Origin of the sequence: Arenibaculum sp., from assembly GCF_035998295.1 — a bacterium.
Taxonomy (GTDB): domain Bacteria; phylum Pseudomonadota; class Alphaproteobacteria; order Azospirillales; family Azospirillaceae; genus DASYHS01.
On sequence record NZ_DASYHS010000017.1, the window covers coordinates 19,709 to 34,633 of the forward strand.

The 14,925-nt window shown below is 72.4% G+C and carries 20 protein-coding genes; 9 read left to right on the plus strand and 11 right to left on the minus strand.

The genetic code is table 11. The annotated features are described in order from the left end of the window. Positions 1-60 precede the first annotated feature (60 nt). Both VGO20_RS01340 and VGO20_RS01345 read right to left on the minus strand, forming a co-directional pair. Positions 61-846 carry an enoyl-CoA hydratase-related protein gene (locus VGO20_RS01340; RefSeq protein ID WP_327500478.1) on the minus strand — a complete coding sequence of 262 codons (786 nt, stop codon included), beginning with the start codon at positions 844-846 and terminating at the stop codon, positions 61-63. Positions 847-850: 4 nt separating this feature from the next. Then, positions 851-1,393: an invasion associated locus B family protein gene (locus VGO20_RS01345; RefSeq protein ID WP_327500479.1), complete on the minus strand. Its 543-nt coding sequence runs from the start codon at positions 1,391-1,393 to the stop codon at positions 851-853. 158 nt (positions 1,394-1,551) lie between these two features. On the opposite strand from VGO20_RS01345, the gene VGO20_RS01350 reads away from it, so the two are divergent. The 5 genes from VGO20_RS01350 (at position 1,552) to VGO20_RS01370 (ending at position 6,011) form a co-directional block, all read left to right on the plus strand. Continuing rightward, on the plus strand, positions 1,552-3,291 hold the full coding sequence (locus tag VGO20_RS01350) for a peptide ABC transporter substrate-binding protein (protein ID WP_327500481.1): 1,740 nt from the start codon (positions 1,552-1,554) through the stop codon (positions 3,289-3,291). Between the two features lie 4 nt (positions 3,292-3,295). Beyond that, positions 3,296-4,264, plus strand: coding sequence for an ABC transporter permease (locus VGO20_RS01355; RefSeq protein ID WP_327500482.1), 969 nt, complete (start codon positions 3,296-3,298; stop codon positions 4,262-4,264). Further along, entirely contained in the window at positions 4,261-5,217 is a 957-nt protein-coding gene (locus VGO20_RS01360) for an ABC transporter permease (RefSeq protein WP_327500483.1), read from the plus strand. The genes VGO20_RS01355 and VGO20_RS01360 overlap by 4 nt, the downstream gene beginning before the upstream one ends. 69 nt (positions 5,218-5,286) lie before the next feature. Continuing rightward, positions 5,287-5,589: a hypothetical protein gene (locus VGO20_RS01365; protein WP_327500484.1), complete on the plus strand. Its 303-nt coding sequence runs from the start codon at positions 5,287-5,289 to the stop codon at positions 5,587-5,589. Next, positions 5,586-6,011, plus strand: coding sequence for a PIN domain-containing protein (locus VGO20_RS01370; protein ID WP_327500485.1), 426 nt, complete (start codon positions 5,586-5,588; stop codon positions 6,009-6,011). Before VGO20_RS01365 ends, VGO20_RS01370 begins: the two co-directional genes overlap by 4 nt. 1 nt (position 6,012) lies before the next feature. On the opposite strand, the gene VGO20_RS01375 is transcribed toward VGO20_RS01370, so the two are convergent. The 6 genes from VGO20_RS01375 to VGO20_RS01400 form a co-directional block, all read right to left on the minus strand. Then, the gene (locus VGO20_RS01375) at positions 6,013-6,525 is read right to left on the minus strand and encodes a protease complex subunit PrcB family protein (protein ID WP_327500486.1); all 513 of its coding nucleotides are present in this window, start codon (positions 6,523-6,525) and stop codon (positions 6,013-6,015) included. A 1-nt stretch (position 6,526) separates the two neighbouring features. Next, entirely contained in the window at positions 6,527-7,804 is a 1,278-nt protein-coding gene (locus VGO20_RS01380; RefSeq protein ID WP_327500487.1) for a M20 aminoacylase family protein, read from the minus strand. A 62-nt stretch (positions 7,805-7,866) separates the two neighbouring features. Then, entirely contained in the window at positions 7,867-8,793 is a 927-nt protein-coding gene (locus VGO20_RS01385) for a ribokinase (protein WP_327500488.1), read from the minus strand. A 51-nt stretch (positions 8,794-8,844) separates the two neighbouring features. Next, a complete protein-coding gene (locus VGO20_RS01390) occupies positions 8,845-9,690 on the minus strand; it encodes a universal stress protein (RefSeq protein WP_327500489.1) in 846 nt (281 codons plus the stop codon). 121 nt (positions 9,691-9,811) lie between these two features. Continuing rightward, a complete protein-coding gene (locus tag VGO20_RS01395; RefSeq protein WP_327500490.1) occupies positions 9,812-10,387 on the minus strand; it encodes a cysteine hydrolase family protein in 576 nt (191 codons plus the stop codon). A gap of 28 nt (positions 10,388-10,415) precedes the next feature. Beyond that, on the minus strand, positions 10,416-10,820 hold the full coding sequence (locus VGO20_RS01400; RefSeq protein ID WP_327500491.1) for a hypothetical protein: 405 nt from the start codon (positions 10,818-10,820) through the stop codon (positions 10,416-10,418). A 143-nt stretch (positions 10,821-10,963) separates the two neighbouring features. Between VGO20_RS01400 and VGO20_RS01405 the strand changes: the two genes are divergently transcribed. Next, on the plus strand, positions 10,964-11,557 hold the full coding sequence (locus VGO20_RS01405; RefSeq protein WP_327500492.1) for a tyrosine phosphatase family protein: 594 nt from the start codon (positions 10,964-10,966) through the stop codon (positions 11,555-11,557). A gap of 85 nt (positions 11,558-11,642) precedes the next feature. On the opposite strand, the gene VGO20_RS01410 is transcribed toward VGO20_RS01405, so the two are convergent. Beyond that, complete coding sequence (locus VGO20_RS01410) at positions 11,643-11,885, minus strand: hypothetical protein (protein ID WP_327500493.1); 243 nt, start codon at positions 11,883-11,885, stop codon at positions 11,643-11,645. A gap of 46 nt (positions 11,886-11,931) precedes the next feature. Beyond that, a complete protein-coding gene (locus tag VGO20_RS01415; protein ID WP_327500494.1) occupies positions 11,932-12,342 on the minus strand; it encodes a hypothetical protein in 411 nt (136 codons plus the stop codon). 322 nt (positions 12,343-12,664) lie between these two features. Here VGO20_RS01415 and VGO20_RS01420 point away from each other — a divergent pair, with 322 nt between their 5' ends. Further along, positions 12,665-13,006: a hypothetical protein gene (locus VGO20_RS01420; protein ID WP_327500495.1), complete on the plus strand. Its 342-nt coding sequence runs from the start codon at positions 12,665-12,667 to the stop codon at positions 13,004-13,006. Next, on the plus strand, positions 13,003-13,227 hold the full coding sequence (locus VGO20_RS01425; protein WP_327500496.1) for a hypothetical protein: 225 nt from the start codon (positions 13,003-13,005) through the stop codon (positions 13,225-13,227). Before VGO20_RS01420 ends, VGO20_RS01425 begins: the two co-directional genes overlap by 4 nt. 18 nt (positions 13,228-13,245) lie before the next feature. Here VGO20_RS01425 and VGO20_RS01430 read toward each other — a convergent pair whose 3' ends face one another. Then, on the minus strand, positions 13,246-13,938 hold the full coding sequence (locus VGO20_RS01430) for an FMN-dependent NADH-azoreductase (protein ID WP_327500497.1): 693 nt from the start codon (positions 13,936-13,938) through the stop codon (positions 13,246-13,248). A 130-nt stretch (positions 13,939-14,068) separates the two neighbouring features. Here VGO20_RS01430 and gcvA point away from each other — a divergent pair. Continuing rightward, positions 14,069-14,925: transcriptional regulator GcvA (gcvA, locus tag VGO20_RS01435; RefSeq protein ID WP_327500498.1), on the plus strand; the 857-nt coding region annotated here is incomplete at its 3' end.

Consider the following 14,925-nt stretch of genomic DNA (forward strand, 5'->3'; position numbering starts at 1 on the left):
GGGGGAGCAACAGCGGTCCGGGGCATAGCGTCCCCTGTCCGTCCGGCATACCCCCGAGGGTCAATGCCCGCGGAAGTCCGGCTTGCGCTTCTCCAGGAAGGCCTGGTAGCCGGCCCGGTAGTCCTGCGTGTCGAAGCAGGCGAAATGCTCGGCCAGGTCGGCCTCGCCCGGCGGCGCGCCCGACAGGATGCGGCGCACGAACGCCTTGTGCCAGCGATGGACCAGCGGCGCCCCTTCGGCGATCCGGCGCGCCGCCGCCCGGGCCTCGGCCTCGACCTCGGCGTCGGGCACGACCCGCGTCACCAGCCCCTTGCGCTCGGCCTCGGCCGCGTCGAGGATGCGGGCCTCCAGCAGGATCTCCAGCGCCGTCGCGCGGCCGGCCAGCCCGATCAGGGCCGACAGCTCGCTGTGCGCCATCGTCATGCCCAGGCGGCTGATCGGCGCGCCGAACCGGCTGCCCTGCCCGCAGATCCGCAGGTCGCAGCGCGCGGCGAGCAGCAGCCCGCCGCCGACGCACAGGCCCCGGATCATCGCGACGACGGGATGGGGGCAGTCCCCGATCGCCTTGAAGGCGGCGTCGATCAGCGGCGCGTAGGCCTCGCACTGGGCACGGTCGGCGCGCTCGCTCGCGAACTCGGAGATGTCCGCGCCCGGGCTGAACGCCTTGTCGCCGGCCCCGCGCATGAGGATGCAGCGCACCGACGCGTCCGCCGAGAGGTCGCGGAACGCCGCGGCGAGCGCGATCCAGGTCGGCCGGTTCAGCGCGTTCAGCTTCTCCGGCCGGTTGAGCACCACCTCGACGATGCCGTCCCCGCCCCGCTCGACCAGGACCTCGGCCCCCGCCATGGCCTCAGCCTCCCTTGCGCCGCTCGAGCGCCGCGAAGGCGTCGGTGAAGCCCGCCAGCGACAGCGGTATCACCAGCCGCTGCCCGAGGTCCGCGATCATGAAGTCGACGGCCGCCTGCCGGCCGGCCTTGAACTTCTGCAGCAGGTCCGGCGTCAGCGTGCCGGCCGCGGCGCAGTAGCCCTCGGTGCAGCGCCCGATGTCGATCTCCAGCCGTGCCGCCGCGTCGACCCGAAGGCCGATGGGTTCCTCCTGTGCCGCCTGGGGGGCCACGCGGAGCTGGATCGTCGCCTGTTCCTGCCCCGGCCGGAAGTAGATGGCGGCGCCGAGCAGGTCGAGGCCGGTGTCCTCCGCGACGTGGCGCTGGACCAGGAGGCAGCCGCTGCCGCCGGCGGCCGGCGGCGCGGGCGGGCAGGTGAGCATCCAGTCGCCGTAGCGCTGGCCGGCCGGGGGCTGCTGTGCCGCGGCCGGCGCGCCATGCAGGGCGCCTGAGAGGATCGTGCCCAGCAGGACGGGAAGGGCTGCGAGAAGACGGGAGCGGGCAGGCAAGGGGCTCTCCTGGAGCAAGGCGGAAACGCGCCGATGCTCTGCGCGCGGCGCGCCCGCGGTCAAGAGTTTCCTGCACCTGACCGACGGGAGTATGGACCCCGACCGCGGCATCGCCCCATAGTCGTCGGGCCGACCGAGATGGGGAGGAATTCGCGACCATGACACGCCGCCCGCTTCGCCCGACCGCCGCGCTGCGCATCGCGCCCTGGGTCCTGGCAGCGGCCGTCGCGGCCCAGGGCCCGGCCCGGGCCCAGGACCCGGCCCAGGAGCCGGCCCAGGACCAGGCGCGCGACGAGCTGGTGATCGGCATCCATCAGTTCCCGGGCACGCTGCATCCCGGCATCGAGCCGATGCTGACCAAGAGCTACGTGCTCGAGATGATGCGGCGGCCGTTCACCACCTTCGACCACGACTGGAAGCTCGTCTGCATGCTCTGCACCGAGCTGCCGAGCATCGAGAAGGGGACCGCGCGCGAGGTGGTGCGCCCGGACGGGACCCCGGCGGTCGACGCCACCTTCACGATCCGCCCCGACGCCACCTGGGGCGACGGCACGCCGGTGACGACCCGCGACGTCCTCTTCACCTGGGAGGTCGGCCGGCACCCCGACGCGGGCATCACGAACTACGACCTGTTCGCGCGCGACATCGCCGACATCACGGCGCATGACGAGCGGAGCTTCACGGTCCACTGGGCACGCCGCGTGTGCGAGTACGACGCGATCAACGACCTGCGCGTCCTGCCCGAGCACCTGGAGCGCGAGGCGTTCGAGCGCGACCCCGCCCAGTACCGCAACCGCACCCTCTACGACGCCGACCCGACCAATCCCGGCCTGTGGTTCGGCCCCTACCGCCTCGCCGCGATCGAGCGCGGCTCCAACCTGGTGCTGGAGCGCAACCCCACCTGGTGGGGCCGGGAGCCGGGCTTCGAGCGGATCGTGGTGCGCGCGGTCGAGAACACGGCGGCGCTGGAGGCCAACCTGCTGTCGGGCGACGTCGACTACATAGCCGGCGAGGCGGGCCTGCCGATCGACCAGGCGATCGCCTTCGAGCGGCGGCACGGCGACGCCTTCACCGTGCTGTACCAGCCTGGCCTGTTCTACGAGCACATCGACCTGAACCTGGACGACCCCGTGCTGGCCGACGCCCGCGTGCGCAAGGCGCTGCTGCACGCGATCGACCGCGAGGCGCTGAGCCTCCAGCTCTTCGGCGGCCGCCAGCCGGTCGCGCACAACACCGTCAACCCCCTCGACGAGGAGGTCTACAGCCCCGACCATGCCCGCTACGCCCACGACCCGGCCAGGGCCGCGGCCCTGCTGGAGGAGGCCGGCTGGACGCCGGGGCCCGACGGCATCCGGCGCAACGCCGCCGGCGAGCGCCTCTCCTTCGTCCTGATGACCACGGCCGGCAACCGCAACCGCGAGCTGGTCCAGCAGGTGCTGCAGAGCCAGTGGCGCGAGGCCGGGGTCGAGATCCGCATCGAGAACCAGCCCGCCCGCGTCTTCTTCGGCGAGACGCTGTCCCGGCGCCAGTTCGAGGACATGGCGATGTTCGCCTGGATCAGCTCGCCGGGGAACATCCCGCGCACGACGCTCCATTCGACCTCGATCCCCGACGCCGCGAACGGCTGGAGCGGCCAGAACCACGGCGGCTACCGCAGCGCCGGGATGGACCGGGTGCTCGACGCGCTGGAGGTCACCTGCGGCGAGGAGGCCAAGCCGCTCTGGGCCGAGCTGCAGCGCCTCTACGCCGAGGACCTGCCGGCGCTGCCGCTGCTCTACCGCGCCGACGCCTACATCCTGCCGCCCTGGCTGCAGGGCATCCGGCCGACCGGCCACCAGTATTCCAGCGCGCTGTGGGTCGAGGAGTGGCACGCCGGGGAGAAACCGGCCGCGGAGTGAGGCGATGCTGCGGTTCCTCGCCTCGCGCCTGATCCAGGGACTGGGCGTCCTGCTCGCGATGTCGGTCGTCGTCCACGCGCTGATGGGGCTGATGCCCGGCGACCCGGTCGACCTCATGATCGCCGCCAACCCCGAGCTGACCCCGGCGGACGCGACGCGGCTGCGCGCGCTGCACGGCCTCGACCAACCGATCTGGGAGCGCTGGGCCAACTGGCTGGCGGCGGCGCTGTCGGGCGACCTCGGCTATTCGCGCCTGTTCGCGCGGCCGGTGCCGGAAGTGCTGCTGCCCCGGCTCGCCAACACGCTGCTGCTGCTGGTCCCGGCCTTCGTGATCTCGGCCGCCGCCGCGCTGGTCCTGGGCGTGCGGGCGGCGATGCGGCCGAACGGCCCGGCCGACGCCGGGATCGGCCTGCTCTGCTTCGCCGGCATCTCGATCCCGTCATTCTGGCTGGCCCTGATGCTGATCATGCTGTTCTCGGTCGGGCTCGGCTGGCTGCCGGCCGGCGGCATGGGGCCGCCGGGAGGCGACGGGAGCTTCGCGGCCCGCCTGCCCTACCTGGCGCTGCCGCTCGCCTGCCTCGTGGTGGTCTCGGTCGGCGGCTACACCCGCTACGTGCGGGCCGGCATGATCGAGCAGCTCCGCCAGGACTATGTCCGGACCGCGCAGGCGAAGGGGGCGTCGCGGCGCCGGACCGTGTGGCGGCACGCGCTGCGCAACGCCCTGGTGCCGGTCGTGACGATCCTCGGGCTCGAGTTCGGCTCGCTCGTCTCGGGCGCGCTCGTCGTCGAGACGATGTTCGCCTGGCAGGGCATGGGCAAGCTGATCTACGACTCGGTCATGGGCAACGACTACAACGTCGCGCTGGTGGCGCTGCTGCTCGCGACGGCGGTGACGCTGGCGGGCAACCTGCTGGCCGACATCGGCTACGTGGCGCTGGACCCGCGGGTCACGCTCGGGACGGTGCGGACGTGACCGCCTCGCAGCACGGGCTGCCGGCGGCGTCGGGGGACCGGACCGCGTCCCTGGCGCCGGGGCGCCTCTACCTGCGCCGCTTCCTCGCCCGGCCGGTCGCGGTCGCCAGCCTCGCCGTGCTGGTGCTGCTGGTGCTCGCCGCCGCCGCGGCCCCGCTGGCGGAGGCGTGGCTCGGCGTCGACGCCAACCGCGTCGACCTGCTCGGCCGCCACGCGCCGCCCTCGGCCGACCATCCGCTGGGCACGGACGAGCTCGGCCGCGACCTGCTGGTGCGCCTGCTGTACGCGGGGCGGATCTCGCTGACGGTCGGCCTCGTGGCGGCGCTGGCGGCGGCGCTGATCGGCACCGCCGTCGGCCTCGTCTCCGGCTTCGCGGGCGGGCGGCTGGACGCGCTGCTGATGCGCGTCACCGACGGCTTCATCGCCCTGCCGCTGCTGCCGCTGCTGATCGTGCTGGCGGCGGTCGACCCGGTCCGGCTCGGCGTGCCCGGGGACCTCGCGCGCACCGAGGCGGCCGGGCTGTGGCGCATCGTCGTGCTGGTGGCGCTGACCGGCTGGACGACGGTGGCGCGGCTGGTGCGCGGGGCGACGCTGGCGGTTCGCGGGCGCGACTACGTCAGGGCGGCGGTGGCGCTCGGCGCCGGGCGGGCGCGCCTCGTCCTCGTCCACGTGCTGCCCAACGTCGCCTCGCCGATCGTCGTGGCGACGACGCTGTCGGTCGGCCACGTCATCCTCGCGGAATCGGTGCTGAGCTTCCTCGGCCTCGGCATCCAGCCGCCGGTGCCGAGCTGGGGCAACATGCTGACCAACGCGCAGGAGCTGGTGTGGTCGGCCCCCCGCCAGGCGGTGCTGCCGGGCCTGCTGATCTTCGTGACCGTGATCGCCTTCAACCTGCTGGGCGACGGCCTCCAGGACGCCCTCGACCCCCGCTCGGGAACGGGCGGCCGGCGGTAGGCGGGCCCGCTTCCTTTCGCCGGCCGCATGGATACGGTATATATATCCAGACATATCGCGAGGGACGTGATGGCCAACGCCGCGCAGAAGAAGGCGAACAGGAACTATCGCGCACGCCTGACCCAACGCGGGCTCGTCCGCTTCGAGGTCATGGCGCCGGAGCCGGACCGCGACCTGATCCGCGCGCTGGCGCGCCGGCTGGCCGAGGACGGGCCCGAAGCGGAGCTGGCGCGCGCGGCCGTGGCCAAGGCGGTGGCCGGCGCGCCGTCGAAGCCCGGGGGCATCCTGTCGGCGTTGCGGCGCTCGCCGCTCGTCGGCGCCGACCTGGATCTCGGCCGGCCCCGGGAGGAAGGGCGCGAGACCGACCTGTGACCCGCTATCTGCTCGATACCAACGTCATCAGCAACGTCGTCAAGCCGCAGCCGTCGGAATCGCTGCTGGCGTGGATGGCGGTGCAGAAGGACGAGGATCTGTTCATCGCGTCGCTTACGGTCGCAGAAATCCGCAGGGGCATCCTGGAGACGCCGGAAGGCAGGAAACGGGACGCGCTCGATGCCTGGTTCTCCGGCCCCGAAGGGCCGCAGATGCTGTTCGCGGGGCGCGTCCTGGCGTTCGACGACAAGGCCGGGCTGATCTGGGCACGGCTGATGGCGGAAGGGAAGGCGGCCGGACGTCCCCGCAGCGGCCTCGACATGATCATCGCCGCGGTCGCCGGCGCCAACGGATGCGTGGTCGTGACCGACAACGAGAGAGATTTCGCCGGCCTCCCGATCGTCAACCCGCTCCGGAGATAGCCTAGGACCCCGCCTCGGAGAAGCGCACCGGGCCGGGCAGTTCCGGCACGATGCGCACCGCCCAGGGCGAGGTCAGGGCCTGGGTCACCATCGCGTCGGGCGCGGGCTCGCGGATGCGGTAGACGGCATGCACGCGGGGCGGCATGCCGGTCTCCTCCTCCGGCCCGACCGTGCCGATCTCGACCGAATGGCCGCCGGTGTCGCGCACGCCCGCGAACACGGCGACGGCCATCCAGCCGTCCGGCAGCGGGCCGGGCGGTTCCTCGCCGGCCAGCTCCCAGATCCGGCGCCATTCCTCGTCGGTGCGGGCGGCGAGCAGCGCGCGGCCCTGGACGGCCGCCTGCTGCCCGCTCCATCGCACCTCGCCGTCTATGCCGGGCCGTGCGCGCGCGCCGCCCTGCCCCGGCGCCGACCCCGCCCAGAAGGGGGCCTCGCCGGTCAGCGCGCTGCCGGCCCATTCGCATCCCGGGACCAGCATCGCGGCCCCGAGCAGCAGGAGATGGCGCCGCCTCACCTCAGGCCGCCTTCGGCATGGCCCGTTCGACCAGCCGCGCCCAGTAGCTCGCCCCCAGCGGCAGGATCTCGTCGTTGAAGTCGTAGCGCGGGTTGTGGACCATGCAGCCGCTCGGGCCGCCGGACTGGCCGATCCAGACATAGGCGCCGGGGCGCTGCTGGAGCATGAAGGCGAAGTCCTCGGCGCCCATGGAGGGGTTGAACTCGCGATGGACCCGCTCCTCGCCGACCAGGTCGGCGGCGATGCCGGCCGCGAATTCCGCCTGTTCGGGGCTGTTCAGGGTCACGGGGTAGTTGCGCCGGTAGTTGATTTCGGCCGTGGCGCCGAAGGCCTCGGCGACGTTGGAGGCGATGCGCGAGATGCCGGCCTCGAGCATGTCGCGCGCCCCCTCCTGGAAGGTGCGCACGGTGCCGCCGATCGTCGCCTCGTTCGGGATCACGTTGAAGGCCGAGCCCGAGTGGATCATCGTGACGCTGACGACGGCGTTCTCCAGCGGGTTGGCGTTGCGGCTGACCAGCGCCTGCAGCGCGGTCACGGTGTGGGCCGCCACGACGACGGGGTCGACGGTATGGTGCGGCATCGCGCCGTGGCCGCCGCGCCCGAGGATCTTCACCTCGAACAGGTCGGCCGACGCCATCATCGCCCCCGGCCGGACGCCGATCGTGCCCGCCGGCATCTCGGGCCAGTTGTGCATGCCGTAGACCTCGTCGCAGGGGAAGCGGTCGAACAGCCCGTCCTCGATCATCTTGCGGGCGCCGGCCCCGCCCTCCTCGGCGGGCTGGAAGATGAAATGCACCGTGCCGGCGAAGTTGCGCGTCTCGGCCAGGTAGCGCGCCGCCCCCAGCAGCATGGTCGTGTGGCCGTCATGGCCGCAGGCATGCATCTTGCCGGGCACGGTCGAGCGATGGGCGAAGTCGTTCTCCTCCTGCATCGGCAGCGCGTCCATGTCCGCGCGCAGGCCGATCGTCTTGGCGCCTTCCGGCGCAATGGTCTTCGCGCCTTCCGGCGCAATGGTCTTCGCGCCTTCCGGCGCAATGGTCTTCGCGCCTTCCGGCGCAATGGTCTTCGCGCCTTCCGGCGCGTGGGAGCCGCGCAGGGTGCCGACCACGCCCGTGCCGCCGAGGCCGCGATGGACCTCGATGCCCCACTCCGCCAGCTTCGCCGCGACGAAGTCGGAGGTGCGGAACTCCTGATAGGCGATCTCGGGATGGGCGTGGAGGTCGCGCCGCCATGCGGTCAGATCGGGATGGTATTCGGCAATGCGGTTGAGAATCGGCATGGTCCCTCTCTTCAGGGCAGGATCGTCGCCCCGTTCGCCGCATCCTATCAGAGGCGGGACCGTCAGGTCAGCAGGCTGGGCGCAGGCAGATCCGCAAGCCGGGCGTCAATGACGGCGGCATGGGGCAGGCTCTCCTGCGCACCCAGCGCGGTGCAGGCGAGGCCCGCGCCCACGGCGGCGCGCGCGAGTGCGGCCGGCAGCGGGTGCCCGGCGTCGAGGGACGCGGCCAGTACCCCGCAGAAGGCGTCGCCGGCGCCGGTGGTGTCGACGGCCGCGACCGGCAGCACGCCCACGGTCCACACGGCGCCGTCGGGCAGCGCCGCGACGGCGCCCGCGCGCCCGCGCGTCACCACCACCGTCGTCGCATGGCGCGCGGCGACCGCGCGGGCGAGCGCCACCTCGTCGGCCGCGGCGATGCCGGCGCGGCGCGCCACCTCCACCACCTCGATGCCGTTGACGACCAGCAGGTCGAGCGCCGACAGCACCTCGTCCGGCACGGCCGCGGCGGGGGCCGCGTTCAGGATCGTCCGCGCGCCGCGCCCGCGCGCCCGGCGGACCAGCGCCCAGTTCTGCGCGGCGGGGACCTCCATCTGCATCAGCACCGTGGCGCCGGGGCCGAGCAGCCGGTCGGGGACCTGGTCGGCGGCGGCATCGAGGTTGGCGCCGCTGGCGACCGCGATCGCGTTCTCGCCGCCGGCATCGACGCAGATCGCGGCGCAGCCGGTCGGCCGCGCGCACGGGGCGACCGCGTCGGCGTCGATCCCCTCGCCATCGAGCACGGCGCGCAGGACCCGGCCGAAATCGTCCTCGCCGATGCGGCCGGCCATCGCGACCTCGGCGCCCGCGCGCCGCGCCGCGACGGCCTGGTTCGCGCCCTTGCCGCCGGGCTTCAGCAGGTAGCCCGGGCACAGCACCGTCTCGCCCGGGCGCGGCAGGGCCGGGACCGCCATCACCAGGTCGACGTTGAGCGAACCGAAGACGACGATCACGCGAGCGCTCCAGCGTTCCGGGCCGGCCGGGGTCCGGGCCGGCCCGGACCGTCAGTGCGACAGCAGGACCGGGACCGTCATGTGGCCGAGGATGGTCCGGGTAGTACCGCCCAGCACCAGCTCACGCAAGCGCGAACGGCCGTAGGCGCCCATCACCAGCAGGTCGGCGCCGATGTCGGTGCAGGTGTTGAGAAGCACGTTCGCGGGGTCGAGTTCGTCGTTGCGGATATGCGCCGCCTCGGCCCGCACGCCGTGCCGGGCGAGATGGAGCGCGATATGCGCGCCGGGCTCGTCGCCGGGCTGGCCGGAGCGCGGGCCCGAACGCGGGTTGACGGCCACGATCCGCACCTCGCGCGCGCGCTCCAGGATCGGCAGCGCGTCGTTGACCGCGCGCGCGGCCTCGCGCCCGCCGTCCCAGCCGACCAGGACGGTGTCCCCGATCGTCTCGAAGCGGCCGGAATGGGGGATCATCAGCACGGGGCGGCCGCAGGCGAACACCAGCTCGTCCGGGCGCACGGCCGCGATGTCGCGGTCCGCGACGCCGTCCATCTGGCCGAGGACGACGAGGTCGTAGCCGCGGGCCGCGACGCCGACGATCCCGGTCGGGTCCCCCTGCACCGCCCGCCACTCGCTGCGGGCGCGGATCCCGGCCAGCTCCACGGCCCGCCCGAACACCTGCTCCGCCCGGCCGGCAGCCTCGGCGGCGGCCTCGTCCTGCCAGCGCTGCAGCTCGGCGCCGAACGGGGCCGCGACGTAGCCCGGGATCTGCAGAGGCGCCACGGCGGCGATGCCGGTCAGGTGGGCATCGTGCTTCGCGGCGAGCAGCACGGCGGCTTCGACGGTGGTGGTGGCGTGATGGCTGGCGTCGACGACGACGAGCAGATTGCGCAGTCCCATGATTTCCTCCCGGCCAGGACGTCCCGCGGTCGCGGGGACGCTGCGGGCGAACTATGGAGCGCACGCGCGGGGGGCGCCAGTCAGGGACCTTACGTATCAGGGACCTTACGTATCCGGGAGGTTACGTATGGGCGGCGAGCAGGTCGGCGGAGCGCAGCACGGTGCAGTATTCGCCGTCGAGGTTGGCCAGGCTCATGGCGTGCACCTCGTCGGCGCTGCGCATCCGCCCGGCCCAGTCGCGGCGCGCGAAGGTGAAGCAGGCGTCCTCGACCAGGAAGGTCGCGAAGCCGAGATTGCCGGCCATGCGCACGGTCGCCTCGACGGAGTTGTTGGTGATGACGCCGAAGACGACCAGCCGGTCGATGCCCCGGGCGCGTAGCGCGTCCGCGAGGCCGGTGCCGATGAACGCGCTGTTGGTCGACTTCGCGACGACGGGCTCGCCCGCAAGCGGCGCCGCTTGCGGCTTGAAGCCGTGGCCGGGCCCGTCGGGCCGGTAGGTCGATGCCGGGTCGACGCTGTCGTGACGCACGTGCCAGACCGGCCAGCCCTCGCGGCGCCACAGCGCCAGCAGCGCCGCCATCGCCACCTCGGCGCCGGGGTTGTTGCGCACCCCCCAGGACGGGTCGTCGATCGCCTTCTGCACGTCGACGACGAGGAGCGCCGCCCCGCGCGCGGCATCCGCGGTTCCGGCCATCATCAGCGCTGTGCGCTCTGGATAGGGGTCATCAGCGCTGTGCGCTTTCGATGAGATAGGCGGCGAAGTCGGCGGGCTTCGGCTTGCCGGTTGTGAGTTCCGCCGCCCCGGCGAGCGCCCGGGCGACAAGGAAATGGTTCTCCACCTGCGTCGGGGTCACCTTGAAGATGCCGCGCACGCCCTTGATCCGCGGGTAGTAGGCGGGGTCGACCATCTTCTCCTTGCCCGCAAGGCGGTCGATCACCTCGTCCTCGGTCATGTCGCCGGCGTCGGCCTTGCCGATCACGGTCCAGTCCGTCTCGCCCGCGAGGCCGTCGCGCAGCAGGTCCTTCGGCGCCTCGTCGGCGACGCCGACCTTGAAGACGTTCTTGCTGAGGCCGACGTCGGAGGCCCAGCGGCTCAACGCCGGGCTGCGCGCCACGTAGATAACGGCCATGACGGATGCTCCTGTCCTTGTCCCAGGCGCCTTCATAGCCCAGAGGGTGCGGTTCGGGCCAGAGCACGGTTGAACCGGCAGCAGCACGGCCGATATGGGGTGGGCCCGCCGCCGCCAGGCGGCCCCAGACCCAGAAAGCCCCCATGACGGACACGTTCCCGCCCCGGTTCCTGCCCTACGACATCACGATCTGCGGCCTGGACGAGCTGTGCGAGCACGGATCGAGCGGCATCACCCACGTGATCTCGATCCTCGACCCCGCCCACCCCGATCCCGAGGATTTCTCGGGCTATCCCGCCCATGACCGCGTGGTCTGGCGCTTCGACGACGTGGTCGAGCAGGTCGAGGACGCGGTCGTCCCCGGGGCCGAGCAGGTGGCGGCGGTGCTGGAAACCGGCAAGCGGCTGCTGGCCGAGCCGGTCGGCCGGCTGCTGATCCATTGCCATGCCGGCGTCAGCCGCTCGACCGCGACCGCGGCGATCCTGATGGCCCAGAACGCGCCGGGCCGCGAGGAGGAGGTGTTCGCGGAGATCGCCCGCATCCGGCCGCGGAGCTGGCCCAACAGCCGCATGGTCCGCTTCGCCGACGAGATGCTGGGGCGCGGCGGCGCGCTGTCGGCGGCGCTGAAGGCGCACCACCAGCGGATCGCCGAGCGGCACCCCGACCTCGCCCGGGCGATCGCCCGCTACGGCCGCGCGCACGAGGTGCCCGGCATCGAGACGCTGCTGAAGCAGTGACCCGGCGGGAGCCGGACCGGCTTGCCGGTGCGGTCTCCCCGTGGGTGAGGTCACGTGCCCGTGGGGTGTGGTCACGTGCTCGTGGTCAGGCGTCGTCGCGCAGCGCCGCTTCCAGCTCCTCGGGGTCGATGGGCACCGCCTGGACCTGCACCGGCCCGCCGGGCGGGCCCGGCACCAGGATGATGCACGAGACCCGCCGGTAGGCGGCGAACGAGAGGCCTTCGACAGGCTCCTCCTCGGTCTCGACCTCATAGGTGCCCGCGGGCACCGTCCCGTCCAGCGCCGAGAGGCGGACGGGCCGGGTGAAGGTCACGGTCGTGCGGGTCATTCGCGGCGTCACGGCGCGGGTACTCCGACGGTTATCCGGTTGGCGGTCATCCGGCCGTGGCGGCGGCGCTCGCCGACGCCTGGTCCACCAAGCGCCTCGCGCACAGCGCGGCCGCACCCGGGACGGGCTGTTCCACGCCGGCTATGGCGACCCAGCCGCCTTCCTCGATGAAGGAGCTGCGGTTCCAGGAGCTGGCCTCGCGCAGGGTGACGAGCTGCGCGGCGGCATCCGGACCCTGCGTGAACCTGTCGACGCAGATCGCCGCCGCCAACTCGGCGCGCGATTCCGACGCCATGCTCCGCGCCATCTCGTCGGCGCGGCTGCCGGTCACCCATCCGCCCCAGGTGAAGCCCACGACCAGAGTGGCGACGACACATGCGGCGCATGACCAGAACAGCCCCGTCTTGGACACGGAGAAGTTCTCCCAGCGATGCCTGAAGCCCTGTTCATCAGCCATTTCTTGATCCTTTCAAGGATTTTGCCGCCGACCGGAAGCGCCTATTGCAGTCGCCTCGTCGGCTGGGGGACCGAGACGGCAGGATCAAAGTAGAACACTGCCAAATTCCGGCCCTTATCACAAAGAAGGAATTAAAAACGTCCATTTCAAGTTTATTTTATAGTTATCCTCGGAATGGACGATATTCCGCCGATATTTTTTCCCGGATCGGGCGAATGGGCCTGTGGTACGGCAAATTCCTCCCCATTTTCAGGTTTCGAAAACAGCAGCGGCCCAACCCGGTCCGACCGTTTCCGGGCGAACACCCGATGGACATCCGGCAATGGCATATCTGGCAGCGGCATATCCGGCAGCGGCATGTCCGGCAGCGGCGAGGACACGCCTTCTCTATTTCGTGACCAGTTTCGGGGACGAGTGGATCGTCCTGTCGGAGGATCAGCGCTACGGGCCGTTCTCCCGCTATCGCGACGCCTTCGAGCGCGCCGTGAGCGAGGCGCAGGCGGCCGGCGCCTGCGGGTTTGCCAGCGCCGTCCTCCACGCGTCCGCCGACGGCATGGTCGAGTTGCGGTGGTCCTACGGCAGCGGTACCGTCATGCAGGGCGGGGCGGTACCCGGCCCGACCGGCGTGCCGGTCCCTCCTCCGCTCGAAAGCCCCTATCGATGAACGACCGCAACATCACCGACGTCCTGCGCGCCGTGGAGCGCGGGCTGGTGCGCCATGCCCATCCCTTCACCTGGGAATGCGAGGACGAGGCCATCGATCCCAGGACGCTGCAGCGCGCGCTGCAGCAGAACCTGATCGGCGTGGAGGCGAACGCCGACCGCGAGCCGCACCTCGTCACCCTGACCGAGCGCGGGCGGGAAAAGCTCTCTCGCGAGGGCTGAACAAGCGGGAGTGGGTCTTCAGGCGGCGGCGCGGGACGCCTGTGCGCGCAGCATGTCGTCGACGAGGTCGTCCACGGCGCGTTCCGCCGCCTGCAGGGATGCCTGGAGACGGTCGTCCGCGAACTCGTCGTACTCCACCGCGACCGAGCGGAAATCGGTGATGCCGAGATAGGCGAACGGGGTCCGGATGCTCGGCTCGACGTGGTTGACCGCGGCCATGCGGCCGCCGGGATCGTAGCCGTAGTCCCCGCGCGAGCTCAGCACGACGAGCCGCTTGCCCATGCCTGCGAGGAGCGGCCAGTACGGCTCGCCGGCGCGGGAGCGGTCGAAGCCGAAGGTCCGCCCGACCCGGACGACGTTGTCGACATAGGCCTTGAACTGGGCGGGGACGTTGAAGTTGTACATCGGGACGCCGGCCACGACGACGTCGGCGGCGATCAGCTCGTCCACGAGGGCGTCGCTCTCGGCCAGCACGTCGCGCATCCAGTCCTCGCGCAGCTCCGGCTTCGTGAAGGCGGCATGGATCCAGCGGCCGGTCACGGGGCTGGGCGGCGACTGGCCCACGTCCCGGTAGACGATATCGTCGCCCGGGCGCGCGGCGCGCCAGCGCTCGACGAAGCGCGCGGTCAGGCGGCGCGTGTGGGAGCCGTAGGCATCCCGGTCGGAGCGGCCGGGCCGGGCGCTGGCGTCGATCCACAGAAGTCTCGGCATGGGGGTCATCCATCCTGGTTGCGGGATGAGCCGGGCTCAGGCGCACCGGCTCGACGGACCCAGGATTGACGCTGGGTACGCGCCGCGACAAACTCCGACTTCTCAGCCGACGGATGAACCAGGATCAGGCATGGCGACGCGCAGGCTCCCTCCGCTCTCGGCGCTGCGCGCCTTCGAGGCGGCGGCCCGGCACGAGAGCTTCAAGCTGGCCGCGGCGGAGCTGGCGGTGACCCCGACGGCGATCAGCCATCAGATCCGCCAGCTCGAGGAGGCGCTGGGCGTCGCCCTGTTCGAGCGGCGGACGCGCCGGGTCGTGGTCACGGCGGAAGGGCGGATGCTGTTCCCGGTGCTGCGCGACGGTTTCGACGCCTTCGCGCAGGCGGTCGAGACGATCCGGACGCGGCGCCAGCGGCGGCCCCTGACGGTGTCGGCGACCACGACGTTCACGGCGCGGTGGCTGGTGCCGCGCGTCGCGGCGTTCCGGGCGGAGCACCCCTCCCTCGACCTGCGCCTGCACGCCTCGGACGATCCCGTCGACCTGCATGCCGGCGCCGCCGACGCGGCGGTGCGCTACGGCGCCGGCCCCTGGCCCGGCCTGATCGCGGAGCCGCTGATGCGCGACCGCTTTGCCCCGGTGTGCAGCCCCGCGCTCGGCGTCGGGGAGCCGGAGGACCTGCGGCGCGTCCCGCTGCTGCATTCGGAGTGGCGCCGGACGACGGCGGAGACGCCGACCTGGCGGCTGTGGTGCGAGCGCGCGGGCCTCGCCGGCATCGACGTCGAGGCGGGGATGGTGTTCACCGACGACAGCCACGCCGTCCAGGCGGCGGTGGCCGGCCAGGGCGCAGTACTGACGAGCCTGCTGCTGGCGGCGGACGAGCTGGCGCGCGGCACGCTGGTCCAGCCGTTCGGGCCGGTCATCGAGGGGCACCGGTACCAGTTCGTCTGCACGCGCGCGATGCTGGCCCATGAGGGCGTGCGGGCGCTGCG